A 16610-nucleotide genomic window follows, 5' to 3' on the forward strand; every position below is an offset into this window, starting at 1 on the left:
AATTATTGGTAAAAATGATCGACTATGGAAATTAATTTTAAAAAAACACAACAACTTGATCTGGTTAGTATCATAAAAGCGAAGCGCTGAGTAATCCTTTGTGCAGAAACTTTACGATGTTGAAATTGTTTTGTAAAAACTCTAATAGGAATTTCTTAAATTAGAATCATAGAAAAGTTTTACTCAATCTAATACTAAAAACAGAGCCGCAAAAATTGTTGAGCGAATATTTACAGATAAATGTATACAAATATGTTTATATATCCTACATTAGAGTTTTTGAAAAGTTCCATAATAAAATTAGCAAAAGTGATTTAAGTCCGTTTCAATGTAAAAAAAATAGATGGGGAATTAATTTTTTAACAACCTCTAATTTTAATAAAAAGTAATTCTAAAATTTAAAAAATGCGAAAATTCATACATAATTTTAGAAATAAAACTGAAATTTAAAAGCAGTAAAAATTTTTATTGACTAAAATTTGAAATCTATATTTTATAAAATTAAATTGTGCACAATTAATTGAGGTTCGATATGAACGATACATTATATGATTTAACAGCAACTTTAAATAACGGAAAAGAGCAAAAATTAGAGAATTATAAAGGAAAAGTACTCTTAATCGTAAATACCGCTAGCGAATGCGCTTTTACACCACAATATGCAGGTTTACAAAATTTATATAGTAAGTATAAAACTGAGGGGTTGGAAATTTTAGGTTTTCCGTGTGATCAGTTCAAACATCAGGAGCCTGGTTCTGATGAAACGATCAAAAACTTTTGTCAAAAGAATTACGGAGTAGAATTTCCTATTTTTAAAAAAATAGAAGTAAATGGAGATAACGCTCATCCAGTATTTCGGTTTTTGAGAAACAAGGCTTCTGGTTTTTTTGGAAATTCGATCAAATGGAACTTTACTAAATTTTTAGTGGATAAACAAGGAAACGTAATAAAACGTTACTCCCCCATTACAACTCCAGAAAACATCGAGAAAGAAATCCAAAATCTTTTAAAACGGTAAAAATAAAACCAACTTCTTTAAAAATGGGAAAGACCGCAAAAGATCTTTTTTTAGAAAATCAGGTTTGTTTTCCACTCTATGCCTGTTCAAGAGCTCTGACCGCGATTTATCGTCCTATATTGGAAGAATTAGGTATTACTTATCCACAATATTTAGTTTTACTCATACTTTGGAAAGAAGATGGTTGTAGCGTAAAAGAAATTGGAAAAAAATTATATCTAGATTCTGGAACTTTGACACCTCTACTTAAACGTTTAGAAGATTCAGAATTTGTAATACGAAAACGTTCCATAGAAGATGAACGTTCCGTAGAAATTTACCTTTCTGCAAAAGGAAAAAAACTTAGAGATAAGGCTGTTTGTGTTCCTTCAAAACTGATTGAAAGTTTGGAAATAGATAAGAAAAGTCTTATCGATCTTAAAAAAGATTTGGATCGATTGCTCCTAACACTTTCTGAAAAAGTGGAATAAATTTTGTATCTGTTGCAAGTTTTATAGAAACGAATGGAGAATTAATTTTTCAACAACTCTATTTAACGTGAGCTTGGCGAAAGGAATTCATGATTTATTTCTCTGAAAAAGTTGGGATCTGAACTCTACAGATTAATTCCTAAAATGTGGGAACTACTGCAAATTACAATTTTACAAACGAATTCTTAAACTGTAGGAATTTACACTTTTAGAAAATTCTTTCTTGTTCTCTTATAACGAACTCACTTTATTTAGAACTTGTCCCAAAGCCTTAAGATGTGGGAACTCACACAAAAATTTAGCAATATTAGAATTACTTGAAAGTTCACAAATGTGACGGTTTTTGTAGGAACTATTGTGTTTTATTAAAAATTTCTAAAGAACTATCATATAAATTCTTTAAGATTTTGGGACAAGTTCTTAAGTACTCAAATTTTATAGAAGTTTGTAAAATTGAAAAAATTCATAGTTGAAACTTTAAAAAATTAATTTTCTTTTACTATTCAAAAATTATGTGATAGATTAAACGTTATGCACTATTAAATTTAGAAACGTTTTCTTCTTTACGGATTTTTAATTTTACAAATAAGTTTTCTCTCTCCGTTTCAGAATAACTGGACCAGTTACAGATTTCTTCTAATGTTCTAAAGCATCCTTTACATAAACCAGATTCAAAGTTCATGGAACAAATTTTATTACAAGGAGAACGAACCAATTTATTTACTTAACCTTAATTTTAGATGTGGAAGATACTTTTTTTTTCATCGTTTTTTTCTTCTTCACACTGCTGGTTTGGCTCTCCAACGATCGTTTAGAATGATCTACGATTGTTTTCATTTCTTTAAAAAGAGACATACCGCTGATTCTACCTGGAACAATGACATGTGCGGCTCCACTTTTTACAAGAATTTCGGCTTCTTGAACATCGTCCGTGGTAAGAATGATGGAAGGTTGGGTGCGATGGCAAATAACTTTAAGAGATTCTAATAATCTACGGCTGGTGGTTCCTTTAAGAATCATATCGGAAATTGTACAGATCACATATTTTGCTTCTTCGATTCCGAGATGATGTAACGTTTCTGGGTTTGCCAAATCGCCATAGGCCCAACGGATTCCTTTTGCTTCTAAAGATTGGCGAAAAACCGGATTAAAATCTACGATTAAAATTCGATTGAGCCATTCCGGTTTTTCGCGTTCGATTCCCTCTAAAAGACCTTGCGCGATTCTAAAATAACCTAAAATTACGATGTCTCTTTTAGATTGGCCAGTGATATAAGATTCGGTTTGATCTTCTTCATCTTCTTTTTCTTTTAGGCCAATCATATTCAATATTTTTAAAATAAATCTTGAAATCGGATCGTTAAATAGAATGATATAAGTCGAAACTACAGATGCTAAAATCATAGAAGTCAAAACGGTGGATTCTAACTCTTTACTAATATGGCCATAACCCATTCCCAAAGATAAAATCACGAGAGAAAATTCGCTGATCTGAGCTAAATTTAAACCGGTGACGATTCCAGCTCTTAAACCTTTTCCGGAAAGATAAACCGGGGTCGCAACCGTGATCACTCTGCTAAAAATGACGAACACAACTGCGATCAAAGAAATACTGAGGATTTGAATGGAAGGAATCGGAATTTTCATTCCGAGAGCGACAAAAAAAAGAGTGATGAAAAAATCTCTAATTCCTGAAAGTTTTGCAATTACGTCTGCGCCATACGGAAATGCTGCGATGCTTACTCCGGCGATTAAGGCTCCCATTTCTTTGGAAAGTCCTGCTTTTTCTGCAAAACCACAAAGTAAAAAACACCAAGCGATTGAAGTGATTAAAATCAATTCGGGTTTGGAAGCCGCAGCGTTAAACAATTTAGATAAAAAGAATCTACTAATCAAAAAAGAAACACATATTAAAACTAAGCCGATTCCTAACGAACCTGCAATTTTTAGAATTTGAGGGTTTTGTAAATTAGGTTGAACTCCCATAAAAATGATCGCCCAAATATCTTGAAGAACTAAAACTCCAATTGTAAGACGTCCCGCGATCGTACTCACTTCAAATTTATCGTGTAAAAGTTTGACTACGATCATGGTGGAACTAATGGCGAGTGCAATGGCAAAGTATAAAAGATCAAACCTACCTGTTGAATTGGCGAGAATCCATTTAAAAAAGAAAAATCCAAATAATACACAAAATACAAACTGAACAATTCCTAAAACGAACATGGACTTTCCCATACGCGCTAATTCTTTTAAATCGATTTCAAGACCGATGATGAATAAAAGAAGAATCAATCCGATTTCAGAAATCAATTCGATACTTTCTTCGTTGATCACAAGACTCAAACCCAAATTTGGTCCGAGTAAAAGCCCGCCCGCCACATAACCTAGAATTAATGGTTGTTTTGTAATTCTGGCGATATGCGAAAAGAATGTAGCGAAGATGATACTTAACGCAATATCATTTAGAAGGGAGAGTGAATGATGCTCCATTTATGATTGTCCTACAACGATTACAGTTTTTGGTTTTTCACAAGAAAGAACTCGGGTTTGTGGCGGACTGTAATCGCTTTGCATGCTAAGGTATGAAAGATTATTAAAGTAAAAAACATTTTTTTTATCAATCTTCTAAAAACTTAAATCGTGAAGATTTAGAATATTGAAAGAGTTAATCTAAGAAAAAAGTAAAAATAAATATTCTCAGATTTCCGTTTAATATAAAAGATCAGAAATTAATTCTGGATTGTGACAAATTATAGTTCTACTGCGCTTTATAATAAAAAATTAAACCGGAAATTGAGGTTCACCAGGTTCTAAAACGTGTATATCCGGTAAATTTCTATATCTCCCGTCAAAATCCAAACCGTAACCCACCAAGAATTCGTCAGGAATTCTCCAACCTATATATTTTACAGGAAATTCTAAAGTGTCTTTTCTTTCTTTTAAAAGGAGGGTTACAATTTCCAGACTTGCGGGATTACGAGTAAAAATGTGTCTTACTAAATATTGAAGAGTAAATCCGGTATCTAAAATGTCTTCTACTATAATTACGTGACGATCCGAAAGATCAATGTCTATGTCTTTTAACAGTTCGATTTTTCCTGTAGACACCGTTCCGGAATAAGATCTTGCTTGAACAAAATTAATCTCTACCGAAAAAGGAATTTCTCTGGTTAGGTCTGTAAAAAAATAGACGCCTCCTTTTAACACGCAAATAAAAATAGGATTTAGCTTTTTATAATCTTCTGATATTTGTAAAGCAAGAGATTTTACTTTTTGAGAAATGTCTTCTCTACTAAAACGAGGGTGTAAAATATCTGAATTGATTTTTTTCATTATGGTATCCAGAATCTAATTATTTTTCCCGGAAGTTTTCCAAGCTCTTCCCAAGACTCGGCTTTAACTTGTATACTAAGAAAACCGGATGTTGGAAACTTAAGGAACATAGATTCTGAAAATGAAGAATCTTCGCTTCCTCGAATGAGTCTGTTTGCGATTTCTTCGATGCTTGGGTTATGACCTAATAAAGTCACATCTTCAAATTTTCGATTCAAACTTCTGATGGTTATAAGAATGTCTTCACTGTCCGATTCGTATAGGTTTTCTGTAGTCTTCGTCTCGAGGGATAAATTTCGGTTTTTAGTTAAGATTTTAAAAGTATCTATAGTTCTTTTAGAATCCGAAACCAAAAGTAAATCTGTTTTAAATTCGATTTTTTCTAAATACTTTCGGAGAGACTGAGCGTTTTTTTTACCTCTTTCGGAAAGAGGTCTTTCGTGATCGGATTTAAATTCCGTTTCCCAGTCCGATTTAGAATGTCTGATGAGATGAATTCGTTTCAATGAACTTTGTCTCTCGTTTTCCGGCTCTCCGGTCAACTTTAAATTCATTGACAAGATGTAAAAGAAGACGTTAATAATGGGCTATGAAAAATGTTTTTGCGTTAGCAGGAACTGCTCTGCTTTTTTTAATACCAGGTCTGTTAAGTGGGCAACTGGCGGGTCCACCTGACGGAGAAAAGGCGAAAAAGGACATTCAAACCTACTGGTTAAAGAAAAATATCGGAGATAAAATTCAATCGATAGAAAGTAATGGAGAACCCGTTCTTATAGAAAATTCAAAATCTAATTCGGATATTCTATATAAATTCCCTTTTTTAGTCACGGTAAAACGTAAAGATGGTAGTGTAACGCGTACAGAAGTAGGGGTAAACTACGTTTTCATTCGTACAAAAGGCTGGTCATTTTCAGAATTGGGCTTTGGTAAAAATATAGTACTTTCCGATCCTGGAAAGGAAACTCCTGATAAAGAAGTCGCTCTTAAATTAATCGAAGAAAGTTTACTTCAAGATCGATGGAAGGGAAAAACGATCGAAAATCTAAAAATAGGTGAACCTACTTCAGGAATAGATTTAGAAACACATTGGTATCTTTATTCAGGGGAATACATAGTAGTAGACTTTAACGCCCGTTATATGTGTTCGAGTTTAGCAGTAAAGTTATTTAAAGAAGATTCTTCTTCGACGGATTGGAAATTGGACTGGAAGGAAAAAGGGATCTGCAGACAAATTTATGGAAATTCCAATGAAACTTCACCTTGAAAAATTCCATGGTGGCGATTAACAAAAACTGTTCAACTGATCATTTACATAAACCAGAAGGAAAATTAACTTTTCAATTTTAGATTAAAACATTCAGTTTTTCTAAAATGTTTATCAAAGAAATTTAAACAGCGTGAATTTTGTGTAAGAAAATCTTGGCGAATCACTCGCGACCACACTTGAACTCAATGTTGCTCCTTACTGTCGCGATACAATGTTCCAATTCCTTCGGAATTTTCGCTATAATCGCTTTCGCATGGTTATACCAAATTCACACTAAACAATAATTTCTAATAAGATACTATAATTTTCACAGATTACTGCGCTTTTAAGACGTTTGCGTGAATTCTTAAATTCTTCATCAAATCTTAGTAATTTTTAAAACCAAACAAGGTTTTCCGGAATCAAACACAATTCTATCCTAAATTACGATCAACAACTCGTTTTCATGTTATCGATCGTTTTAAGTTAATTGATTTTAATTAGATGGATCTGTTTTTTTTAAATTTTTATTTTGAATTCGATTTAAGTTTTCCTTTTTTAATCGTTCTGAAAATCGAATTGAATTTATTTTTCCAGTACGTAATCCTCTCAGTGTATTTCGAATAGAAACACCGATTTGGTCGTTTGCGGAATATCGATTTAAAAAATTTTCAGTACGAATTCTATCCGAGAAATAAAATGTTTTTCCATAGGAAAAAGCGGCGGAACTTCGGATCGAAGGATGTGCATTTTCGTTGGCGATGGTCGATTCTAAATAATTGATAGCCGAGTTTCCTCCAAAATCGGCTATCAATTCGTTGATCTGAGATAAAGCGTACACTCTTAAATCTGGGTCTTTGGTAAGCGCGATTAGATATTCTTGGGGGTTAGAATTGATCGCGTAAACTTCTCGAACTAAAGTTTCTTTTTCAATGTGGCCCGTTTGTGTAACAACCGCTTTGATCTTTTGATATTGGTTCTGATCCAAAGTTTGAGCTTGAATTACAGAAAAAATTCCAAATAAAAATACGGTGATTATTCCGTAAAAACTAATTTTTGAATATATCATAAAATTTTTAAATTCCATTTTTTTAATATACAAGAGGGTGAGAACGGAGCACCCAACCTTGTTCCCCTGTCAATTGAGTTTGATCGATTTTAGGATTTCCCGCCCAAAACATTAGATTTAATCCTCCGCTGTTGTAAAATCCTTCTCCTAAACATTCCGTTAAACCTACGATATTATTTCCATTTTGATCTTTACATTCCGGAGTTTCTGGTAAAGGGTCTAAGGAATAACGTCCTTTGATTACGTCTTTTTCGACTAGATGATAAAGACCCAAATAATGGCCGCCTTCATGAGCGATTGTTTTTGCGAGAAAAACTTGATCTGATGCACAGATCAAATCTTGTCCTTGTACTCCACATCCGGAAGCAGTTCTATGATTTTCTATAAATACGATCATACCAGATCTAGGTGTACCTGTAACTGGAATTCCAGGTATGCCGGAGGAAATCCCTAAAATTCCAGCGGGCGCATCGTTTGAAACCGTATAATCTCTTGTAATGTATATATTCAAAGAATTTGAATCTTGTGCGTTATTGGGATTTGTTTTATAAAGATTTCCTAATGAATTAGCAACGTCTCCATAGTCGTCCGTGATATTTTGAATTGTTAAATAAGGCGCACCTGCTGCTGCTATGGAAGCCGTCACGGTCACGTCGATTTTTACTGTGTTTTGAGCATAAATATCTTTTAATGTTTGAATCATCGTGGCCATACCTGCAACGGTAGGAGTGGCTACTGCCCCTGGAATAAAGATTAAGTTGATATTCAGTTTTTTTCTGGATTGCCAAACTTTACTTAAACCTGAAGAGGAACTTCCTAATAAACCGTTTTGTTCAGTGCGAAATTTATACTCTTCGCAAGTTTGAGGTGTGTTGTTCGTAACTTTTTTAGTTATAACTGGTGTACTTAAATTAGCTGGAACAACAAAAGTTGTTCCTAATAGATTACTGTTAAAGTTATTATAATCGGCACTAGGTGCATAGTAGCCAGGAGTTGAGCCTATGGGAAAAGCGGTTGTGGTAGATCTGTATCCGGGTGATTCGCTCTTTTGATCGTCTTGAATTAGATCTCCAGACTTATTTATCCATAAAGGATATATAAAACGATTTGAGTTGGATGCAAATTGATGATTTTGTTCGGCATAAACGATTCCTAACGGATTGTTTCTACCAATTCCGGGAAACTCTACCGTACCTACTAGATATGCCGTTCCACCATCCGCGTATACTCCGTTTTCTGTTAAAAGGACTTGACTGAGATTAGAAGTAGATATGCTAAAATTTGGTGCGCTTCCGCTTGTTCGAACGTTTTCTTCTGGGGCGCAATAGTAATTTGCTTCGTTGAGTAAATACAATCCTAAAAGAAGTTCTAAGTTTTTAGAATTATCGTCTTTGCCTTTATTGAAAGAACAACCCCATGCAAGAAAACAAAAAACTAAAATTAAAGCCGAGGATTTTTTTAACATAACCTTGAATTCCTAATTCATATTTAATAAAATTTTAATATTTTAAAGTAGATAATTTCGCTTATTTGTAAAATTAGATATATTTTTGAAAGACAATTTTAAACTATTTTTGATCTAATCTAATTTCCTTTTCTTTTCCTACTAGATCTGATACGGTTTTTAGATCTTGCTTTTCTAAGAACCGATCCAAAAACTTTAAAATTCTCATAGGTAAAAAAGGACCCTGATAGATATAACCGGTATAAATTTGGATTAAATCAGCTCCTGCAAGAATTTTTTCTAAAGCGGTTTTTTCAGAGTCAATTCCACCCACTCCTATGATCGGAATTCTTCGTTTTAAAATTCGATAGGCAATTCGAACAAATTCTGTAGAACGGTTTTTTAAAGGAGTCCCAGAAAGCCCTCCTTCTTTTTCTACGTTAGGGTAGTTTTTTAGACAAGATTTGTCAATAGTTGTATTGGTTAAAACGACTCCGTTGATTTTTAAACTCAAAGAAGTTTCGAGTAAGGCTTCGAGTTCTTTTGTTTCCATATCGGGGGCAAATTTTACGAATAAAGGAATTTTAAAATTTTTGCCTAAGTCTTTTCTAATTCCTTGAATCAAAGATACAAAGTTTTCTTGCTTTTGAAAATTTCTTAATCCAGGAGTATTTGGAGAGCTTATGTTGATGACCGCATAATCTGCATAAGGTGAAAGTTTTTTGAGAGTGTAAACGTAATCCTCGACCGCTTTTTCCTCTGGAACGATCTTCGTTTTTCCTGCGTTGATACCTCGGATCTTTGTTTTTTTTTGGGAGGAAATAATTTTTTTTGCGGAGTCTGCTCCTGGGTTATTAAAACCCATACGATTGACTAAAGCTTGATCTTGTGGATAACGAAATACTCTAGGTTTCGGATTTCCGGATTGTTTCTGTCCTGTGATTGTTCCTACTTCGATATGACCGAAACCCATTCTCGAAAGAAAGGGATATAGTTCTCCCGTTTTATCGAAACCCGCTCCCATTCCCAAAGGATTTTCAAACTCGATTCCAGCGATTTTTGTTTTTAAACGATCGCTTTGATAAGAAGTCATCGATTCCATTAATGTTAAAAATCCAGGAAATTTTTGACCGATACCAAGAAAATTCTTTGCAAGTTCGTGTGCCGTTTCGGGATCTAAGGAGAGAAAAAACGGCTTTAGAAAAACCGAATATGCACTTTGTCTTAAGTGAGGTAAAAACATCTCTAAAACTATTTTATTTCTATTGATCAAGACCAGCGAAAAATTTTATTTCCTATAAAAAGAAAGACAATTCCATATAAAAACAACGAAATCAAAGTAGGAATTACCGAACTTAACTCCACGCCTTCAATAAAAACAGCCCTTAAGGAATCTGCCATCATGGTCAAAGGAAGATTTCGAATAATTGGAAGTAATATTTCTGGAAAATTTTGATAGGAGAAAAAAACTCCCGAAAGCACCATCATTGGAAATGTTACTGCGTTGATCAGTCCATTTCCTACTTGAGAACTGGCTGCTCTTGAACCAATGAAAATTCCGATACAAACGAACGCAAAATTTCCAGAAAGATAAACCGCAAGTGCAACTCCGATGGAGCCCTCCATCGAGTTTTCAAACGTGTATTGGGTAAAACCAAGTAAAATTGCCGATTCTACCACGGTTACGATCAATCTGGTAAAAAAGAAGGATAGAAGAAAATATAACCGATTCATTGGTGTTGCGGACATTCTTCGTAAAAGTTTTTTCATTCTCATTTCGATCAGATTCCAACCAACTCCCCAAAGACAGGAGTTCATTACGCCCATCGCAAGCATTCCGGGAATCAAATAATCTATGTATCTTGTTCCCTTCGAATCCAAACGATCTACTACCGACTCAAAATCAGTTTTATGAGAACGCATTTTTGCCAAGATCAAAAGATAATCTCTTTGGCCGTTTGGATTGTCTGAATCAAAAGAGAAATGAATTTTTCGATCTTTTGTTCTTTCTATAATTACGTTAAGTTTTCCTTGTTTAAGATTTCGAATCGCTTCTTCTTTAGAAAGAATCAAAAAATTGAGAGATGGAAACGAAAAGGATTTGGAGTTTACTTTTTCTTCTTGATTTATCGTGTTTTCTAATGGATCCGAATTTAGAATTTTTTTGAATTCATCGAGTTGATAAGAATTTTCTAATATTGCAATTTTTACTTCTTCTGAACCTCGGTTTTTAAACGCAATCCCTAGAACTCCAGCCATTGCGATCGGAAATACGAAGGCCCAAAAAAGAATCGCAGGTTCTCTATAAAATTCTTTAAGTTGAATGTTTACGAGTTGAAATATCTGTTTCATTCTTCTAATCCTCTTCCTGTCATACTTAGAAAAATGTCGTTTAACGTTTTTCTATGACATTCTAAAGTATTTAATTTTTTTCCAGATGTGGAAATTGTCTGCATCAATTCGGGCAGATATTCTGTAATTGAAGAAACGTAAATCCTTGCTTCCAGTTTTGAGGAATCCCAAAAAAATTTACAAGGTGGAATCCAACTTTCGGGATTGGAACCATCTTGCATGGAAAGTCGAATGATTTCATCTCCCTCCGTTTTTCCGAGAAGTTCCATTAAAGATCCTTGGTCTAAAATTTTTCCATGATCCATAATAATGATTCTTTCACAGAGTGTTTCTGCTTCTTCCATATAATGGGTGGTGAGAATCATTGTAGTTTTATTTTGTCTAAGACCATCTAGAATTTTCCAAATATCTCTTCTTGCTCCTGGATCTAGCCCGGTTGTAGGCTCGTCTAAGAAAAGAATTTCAGGATAGTTTAATATAGAAACTCCGAGTGCCAATCTTTGTCTTTGACCACCGGAAAGATTACCTACGTATGTTTTTTGTTTTTCTTCCAGGTTGATCAATTCTAGAATCTCATTTAATCTTTCTTTTTTACTTTTATAAAAAGTTCCAAAAAGATTTAGAGTTTCTTGAACTGTAATCCGATCCATAAATCTAGTTTCCTGAAGAGCTAAACCTACTTTGGACCGGAGAAAGGTTTCATTTTTTTTCCAAGTACTTCCAAGAATGGATATGGATCCGGAGTCCGGTCTTTGTATTCCTTCCAACATTTCAATCAAGGTTGTTTTTCCGGCTCCGTTTGGTCCTAACAATGCAACAAATTCTCCTTTGTGGATTTGGAGGCTTAGATTATCGACTGCGATCGTATTTTTAAAACGTTTGGTTACATTTTGAACTTCTATTAAATTCTCTTCCGACTTGGGCGATTTTATATTTAGATTCAATGTGAGTCCTTTTATAATTTTATTTTAGAGTTGTTGAAAAATTCCATAGCAATAATTAACAAAACGCTTCAATCGACCGTTTCCATACAACGAAAACCGATAGAGAATTAATTTTTCAACAAGTCTATTATAGAATTTTTGTATTTTTAATTTTTTTAGATAAAACATTTTTAGAACTTCAAAAAAATCTAATTACAATTACTCTGCAAGTTCTTAATAAAATACAATCGTTCTTATAGAAACAGTCACACTTGGAAATTTGCAAATATCAAATCTTTATAATCTTTAGGTTTGCGACAATTCTAAATTAACTTTTACCGTAATAACGTAAGATTTGTCGAAGAGAAGATAGGTAGGAAGGGCCAAAAAGATTAATATGAACTAAAATCGGATACATCTGCCAAAATGGAATTCTATCTTTAAAATGTTCTGGGTTTTCGATTCCACTATGAGAAAGTATTCTTTGCATTTCTTCTAAATTTAAAGAACTACCAAATAAATTCAGCATGGCAAGATCTTGTTCCGGATGTGAAAAAGAGATGGAGGGATCAATCAAATAAGAATGTCCATTTTTACCGGTGAGTATATTACCCGACCAAAGATCTCCGTGTATTAATCTAGGATTACTTTGATTGAGAGACCATTCTTCTGTGAATTTTTGAAAAACTTCTTTTACGTTTTCTGTATCTTTGGTCGTAATCAATTTACGAGAAAGAGCCAGATTCAATTGAATTGATAAACGGCTTTCCCAAAAGAATTTTTCAAAGCTAGAATACCATTGGTTTTTTTGAGAGAGAGTTCCGATAAAATTATTTCGTTTCCATCCCCAAGAATTAGAATCTTTGCGATAGAGTAGTTTTAAACTTCGAATTAAATCTTCTCTTGCAGTTGGGACCGATCCGGGTTCAATATAGTCCATTACTAAGAGCCAAAGATTTCCGGTTTGTACAGTGCCATAACATTCAGGAACACGTACTCCAATTCTATAAAGTTGTTCTAAAGATTCTTTTTCAGTTTCTGCCATTTCTTTGTTAGAAATGACTTTTACTCCAAAAGAATGATCAGGAAGTTTAGCGAGATAGATTTCATTAAGGCTAGAAGAATGAAAAGTTACTTTGGGTCTGTAACCGGAATTTAAAATTCCGAGTTTGTCTAAACCTTCGCAGATTGCCTCTTCTAAATCCGCATGGATAACCACTAGTTCGTTTCCTCCCGGATATTCCGGTACTTTTTTGTTTGAATAAAAAATCGGTCTGAAAGGTTCCCAGATTGATTGAAAATTTATAAATCGATTTTTATAATTCGTAAGACGTGAACATCTTAAAAATTCTTACCGTATTCTCGTTGTTTGTCGGAAACTCTCTTTGGGGAACCAATTTACCTTTTTATTGGAATTACGTTTTAATTACATCCATTAAGAAACAATCATCATCTTATTGGTCTGATATTTTTTCAAAATCACACACAATCTGTTACACGGGAGCCGTCATTTTATCAAATGGTTATTTTAAGTTTTCATTACTTCCTAAGAATTTTATCAAATTAAGTAAAAATTATAAAATCAGACTAATTCCTTTGATTACTACCGTTTCTAAAAATGATTCTAGTTTTTTAAGTTCGGATGTTACGATGAAAATTGCGATTGAAAACTTAATCAATTTTTTAAAACAAAATCCTGAAATTGCAGGACTACATTTTGATATAGAATTTCTTCCTAAGTCTGAGATTGGGAATTATAAAAAATTTTTAAGAAAGTTAAAACAAGAACTTCCTAAAGAAAAAGTTCTTACTGTTGCTATATTTCCTCAATTAGAATTTCCTAATCAAAATTTCATCACTCATTCTGAGCTTATCGAAGAAAAATCTATTGATGAATTTGTTTTGATGAGTTATGATTTTCATTCTCCAAAAACTAATCCTGGGCCTGTTACTTCTATCCCATTGACAAAAAAGAATTTAGAGTTTTTATTAAAACGAACTTCTAATTCAAAACTTTGGCTTGGGCTTCCTCTCTACGGATATTTTTGGAATCGCAATGGTAGAGTTCAAATTCTGACACAAAAAGATCTGAAAAAATTTAGGGAAAGTTCGGAAATTATCTTAAATGAAGACGGTTTTTTCTTTGTTAAAAATAGTAAAGGGGAAGGTTATATTTCGGATTTAAATACTTTAGAAAAGTATAATGTACTTATTAATACGTTTCAACTCAAAGGAACTGCTTTTTGGAGAGTAGGATTTTAGACTTAAATGAAACTGGGTTTATTGTTTTAGATTTTATTTCAATCCAATTTAAAAATGGATGAGTTTGTCGGAACAATTGATTTCGTTTTCAGGGTTTTACCGTAAAACTTGAAGTGTAGTAGTTCCTACAAATTACGTCGTATTTTAGGGTCTAAATGTTTCTTTTTTATTTCAACTTGTGTGAGTTCCCACATTTTTTAAAAGAATGTAAGAATAACTTCGATTGAACAATTGATTTCGTTTTTAGAGTTTTACTGTGAAATCTGAAATTGTAGTTGTTCCTACAAATTACGTCTCTTTAAAAGAATGATCAATTCCAATCATTGACCGTGCCCAAAAAATTCTAAAATAGAGTTGTTGAAAAATTCTATAGCAATGGTTAACAAAACTGCTTCAATCGACTATTTCATAAACAGAAACAAGATGGAGAATTAATTTTTCAACAATTCTAATAAACTCCCGCGATTTATTTGTTTGGAAGCAATTTGATTTATCTTCTTTTTATAAAAGTTATCTCAAGAATAATTTAGGAAAAGTTGATAAAATCCAAAAATAACAACCAAATTTCAGTTTCATTGATATTTATGACGGCATCATAAATTTTAAGATATACCATTTAGATTCTAGATAATTGCTTATGAAGTGTTTAGTGGTAATTATAATCAAATTAAAAATAGATTCGTTGAAAAATTCCGCAATTTAAATAAACAAAACTGCTTTTAATCGTCTATTTCAATGAAATAGAAGCGGATGGGAAATTAATTTTTAAACAATCTTAATATATTATAAAAGATTCTTTGTAAGATTGAATGTTGAAAAATTTTTACAATTGAATCGGCGTTTTGGGAACTTTTTATAAAATCATTCAATAATAAATTACAATAAAGTAGAAAAGTTTATTATGAAATCTGAAATCGATGTAAAATAAATTTTACAATTATCTTTTAATCGTTATGATTGGACGCTAAATTCCGGTTCGATTAGAAAACGTTTTCCATTTACAATCAAAGTTTTTTCAACTTACTGAAAAAAAGAGGTAATCGTGCAAGAAGTTCATCGGTATCTAGATCGATATTTAGAAGAAAATATTCTTCAATCCGAAACCATCCATAGGATGAAACACGTTATCCACGAATTTAGCATTCGTGCTCCCAAGGTCCTTGTTACAAAATGTATCGATGGTAGAGTTCACGGAAGTAAATTGAAAGGTTATCCGGTTACTACGATTCGTTTTGGCAGGACCGATGGAAATATCGTTTCGACAAACCTAAATAATTTCTGGTTTTGGAATCGAATCGATCGATTGATCAACGATGCGACTTGTAACACTCCTAATACCCCCGCTTTGTTTATTGCATATATGCATAGATCTGACTTACACGGTTTAGGTTGTGCTGCTCACAATCACGACGAATTAGCAGCAAGAAAGGCGATTCAAGAGCAGACACAAGCCGTTCGTAAAATTTTTAAAAAAGACAGACTTTACGTTATGGAAGGAATTACAAATACCGATTCGATGGCGGAAACTTTAATTTTTGAGAACGGAACCGTTTTGGACACAACTGAATTTATTCAAGATTTCGATTTTAAACACTGTTCTGATATTTTTCATCGTTCCTTCTTAAAATATCCTCTTAAGGATTCTTCCACGGCAAGGTATGTGGGATTTAAAACTCCGGAAGAATTGCTTTCAGAACCGGAACTTCTTTTTTTTAACGATTTTCAAACTTCTCTCTGTATGAAAACATATTTGATTCGAGAAGTAACTGGTATTATCGTTTCAGACGATTTCGCTTCACAAAAATTGATACAACCGGACTTATTTAATGCTTTGACTCAAAAACTTTTTTCTGTCAAAGATCTTCCTCCTCTTTTGATCCCCGCATTATTGTATCAATCGGTTTGGAATATTGCTTATTCTCTTTATCATAAACGAAAGTTATCCAATCTAAACGAAGTCGAAAGGTGGAAAATTTTGGATCACGCAGAAGAGTTGATTTGTTATGGAGACGGTTTCGAATTACTCCAAAGAAACAAGGCCATTCTTGTCAAAACGGGAAGAGGAAACGATATAGACGCTCTAAATGTAGCTCGAAAAGTTTTAGAAAAAAATCGAACAAAACAATCCGATCAAAACCCTATTTTAGTACATCTTAATATTGAAATTTCCGGGGAACTTTCTGCTTGGGAAGATATTAACGAAAACATTTCTTCTAAAACGAATACATTACTCAGAAACTTGGAACAGGTTTTTCAGAATGTAGAAACGGTAGTTTTAACCACCTATTCGTATAGGGATCAAAAACGTTTTTATCCAATCCATACTAAAAGAGATAATCGAATTACTTATCCAGTAGATATTTTAAGTGGAATCAATTCGGAAATCTTATTTTCAAGTATGAGTTTGAAGTCAAGAGAAGCTCTTTATTCTACAGAAAGAATGGGTAAATTTATTTAAATATTCAAAAAATGGATTTTACTTATACGACA

General features: G+C 33.1%; 15 protein-coding genes. 5 read left to right on the plus strand and 10 right to left on the minus strand.

All coding sequences use genetic code 11. The annotated features are described in order from the left end of the window. Window positions 1-532 precede the first annotated feature (532 nt). Window positions 533-1018 (plus strand): glutathione peroxidase, encoded by a 486-nt coding sequence (locus BW942_RS13970; RefSeq protein WP_001983897.1) that lies wholly within the window; start codon window positions 533-535, stop codon window positions 1016-1018. A 23-nt stretch (window positions 1019-1041) separates the two neighbouring features. Beyond that, the gene (locus BW942_RS13975) at window positions 1042-1488 is read left to right on the plus strand and encodes a MarR family winged helix-turn-helix transcriptional regulator (protein WP_000520538.1); all 447 of its coding nucleotides are present in this window, start codon (window positions 1042-1044) and stop codon (window positions 1486-1488) included. 529 nt (window positions 1489-2017) lie between these two features. Here BW942_RS13975 and BW942_RS13985 read toward each other — a convergent pair. The 4 genes from BW942_RS13985 to BW942_RS14000 form a co-directional block, all read right to left on the minus strand. Then, on the minus strand, window positions 2018-2203 hold the full coding sequence (locus tag BW942_RS13985) for a DUF1289 domain-containing protein (protein WP_000252467.1): 186 nt from the start codon (window positions 2201-2203) through the stop codon (window positions 2018-2020). A gap of 5 nt (window positions 2204-2208) precedes the next feature. After that, window positions 2209-3981, minus strand: coding sequence for a cation:proton antiporter (locus BW942_RS13990; protein ID WP_000399950.1), 1773 nt, complete (start codon window positions 3979-3981; stop codon window positions 2209-2211). 291 nt (window positions 3982-4272) lie between these two features. Next, window positions 4273-4824, minus strand: a complete 552-nt coding sequence (hpt, locus tag BW942_RS13995) for a hypoxanthine phosphoribosyltransferase (protein ID WP_000723581.1) — start codon at window positions 4822-4824, stop codon at window positions 4273-4275. Then, complete coding sequence (locus BW942_RS14000; RefSeq protein WP_000145482.1) at window positions 4824-5366, minus strand: SixA phosphatase family protein; 543 nt, start codon at window positions 5364-5366, stop codon at window positions 4824-4826. The genes hpt and BW942_RS14000 overlap by 1 nt, the downstream gene beginning before the upstream one ends. A 47-nt stretch (window positions 5367-5413) precedes the next feature. On the opposite strand from BW942_RS14000, the gene BW942_RS14005 reads away from it, so the two are divergent. Next, window positions 5414-6088: a hypothetical protein gene (locus BW942_RS14005; protein WP_000799870.1), complete on the plus strand. Its 675-nt coding sequence runs from the start codon at window positions 5414-5416 to the stop codon at window positions 6086-6088. A gap of 478 nt (window positions 6089-6566) precedes the next feature. Here BW942_RS14005 and BW942_RS14010 read toward each other — a convergent pair whose 3' ends face one another. The 6 genes from BW942_RS14010 to BW942_RS14035 all read right to left on the minus strand — a co-directional run bounded on the left by BW942_RS14010 (window position 6567) and on the right by BW942_RS14035 (window position 13077). Further along, on the minus strand, window positions 6567-7139 hold the full coding sequence (locus BW942_RS14010; protein WP_001972941.1) for a hypothetical protein: 573 nt from the start codon (window positions 7137-7139) through the stop codon (window positions 6567-6569). Window positions 7140-7161: 22 nt separating this feature from the next. Continuing rightward, window positions 7162-8604 (minus strand): M43 family metalopeptidase leptolysin, encoded by a 1443-nt coding sequence (locus BW942_RS14015; RefSeq protein ID WP_000914951.1) that lies wholly within the window; start codon window positions 8602-8604, stop codon window positions 7162-7164. Window positions 8605-8707: 103 nt separating this feature from the next. Next, a complete protein-coding gene (locus BW942_RS14020) occupies window positions 8708-9826 on the minus strand; it encodes a quinone-dependent dihydroorotate dehydrogenase (RefSeq protein WP_002145910.1) in 1119 nt (372 codons plus the stop codon). A 26-nt stretch (window positions 9827-9852) separates the two neighbouring features. Next, window positions 9853-10935: an ABC transporter permease gene (locus BW942_RS14025; RefSeq protein ID WP_000809382.1), complete on the minus strand. Its 1083-nt coding sequence runs from the start codon at window positions 10933-10935 to the stop codon at window positions 9853-9855. After that, window positions 10932-11879 carry an ABC transporter ATP-binding protein gene (locus BW942_RS14030; RefSeq protein WP_001052498.1) on the minus strand — a complete coding sequence of 316 codons (948 nt, stop codon included), beginning with the start codon at window positions 11877-11879 and terminating at the stop codon, window positions 10932-10934. The genes BW942_RS14025 and BW942_RS14030 overlap by 4 nt, the downstream gene beginning before the upstream one ends. 307 nt (window positions 11880-12186) lie before the next feature. After that, complete coding sequence (locus BW942_RS14035; protein ID WP_000234636.1) at window positions 12187-13077, minus strand: fructosamine kinase family protein; 891 nt, start codon at window positions 13075-13077, stop codon at window positions 12187-12189. A gap of 113 nt (window positions 13078-13190) precedes the next feature. Between BW942_RS14035 and BW942_RS14040 the strand changes: the two genes are divergently transcribed. Both BW942_RS14040 and BW942_RS14045 read left to right on the plus strand, forming a co-directional pair. Next, complete coding sequence (locus BW942_RS14040; protein ID WP_017861796.1) at window positions 13191-14120, plus strand: glycosyl hydrolase family 18 protein; 930 nt, start codon at window positions 13191-13193, stop codon at window positions 14118-14120. A 1042-nt stretch (window positions 14121-15162) separates the two neighbouring features. Continuing rightward, the gene (locus BW942_RS14045; RefSeq protein WP_001158622.1) at window positions 15163-16578 is read left to right on the plus strand and encodes a hypothetical protein; all 1416 of its coding nucleotides are present in this window, start codon (window positions 15163-15165) and stop codon (window positions 16576-16578) included. Window positions 16579-16610 lie beyond the last annotated feature (32 nt).

Origin of the sequence: Leptospira interrogans, from assembly GCF_900156205.1 — a bacterium.
In the GTDB taxonomy this organism is placed as follows: Bacteria; Spirochaetota; Leptospiria; order Leptospirales; family Leptospiraceae; genus Leptospira; species Leptospira interrogans.

Coding starts and splice junctions, on each gene's coding strand:
- BW942_RS13970 (WP_001983897.1), top strand. CDS start 533: ATGAACGATACATTATATGATTTAACAGCAACTTTAAATAACGGAAAA.
- BW942_RS13975 (WP_000520538.1), top strand. CDS start 1,042: ATGGGAAAGACCGCAAAAGATCTTTTTTTAGAAAATCAGGTTTGTTTT.
- BW942_RS13990 (WP_000399950.1), bottom strand. CDS start 3,981: ATGGAGCATCATTCACTCTCCCTTCTAAATGATATTGCGTTAAGTATC.
- hpt (WP_000723581.1), bottom strand. CDS start 4,824: ATGAAAAAAATCAATTCAGATATTTTACACCCTCGTTTTAGTAGAGAA.
- BW942_RS14005 (WP_000799870.1), top strand. CDS start 5,414: ATGAAAAATGTTTTTGCGTTAGCAGGAACTGCTCTGCTTTTTTTAATA.
- BW942_RS14010 (WP_001972941.1), bottom strand. CDS start 7,139: ATGATATATTCAAAAATTAGTTTTTACGGAATAATCACCGTATTTTTA.
- BW942_RS14015 (WP_000914951.1), bottom strand. CDS start 8,604: ATGTTAAAAAAATCCTCGGCTTTAATTTTAGTTTTTTGTTTTCTTGCA.
- BW942_RS14020 (WP_002145910.1), bottom strand. CDS start 9,826: ATGTTTTTACCTCACTTAAGACAAAGTGCATATTCGGTTTTTCTAAAG.
- BW942_RS14025 (WP_000809382.1), bottom strand. CDS start 10,935: ATGAAACAGATATTTCAACTCGTAAACATTCAACTTAAAGAATTTTAT.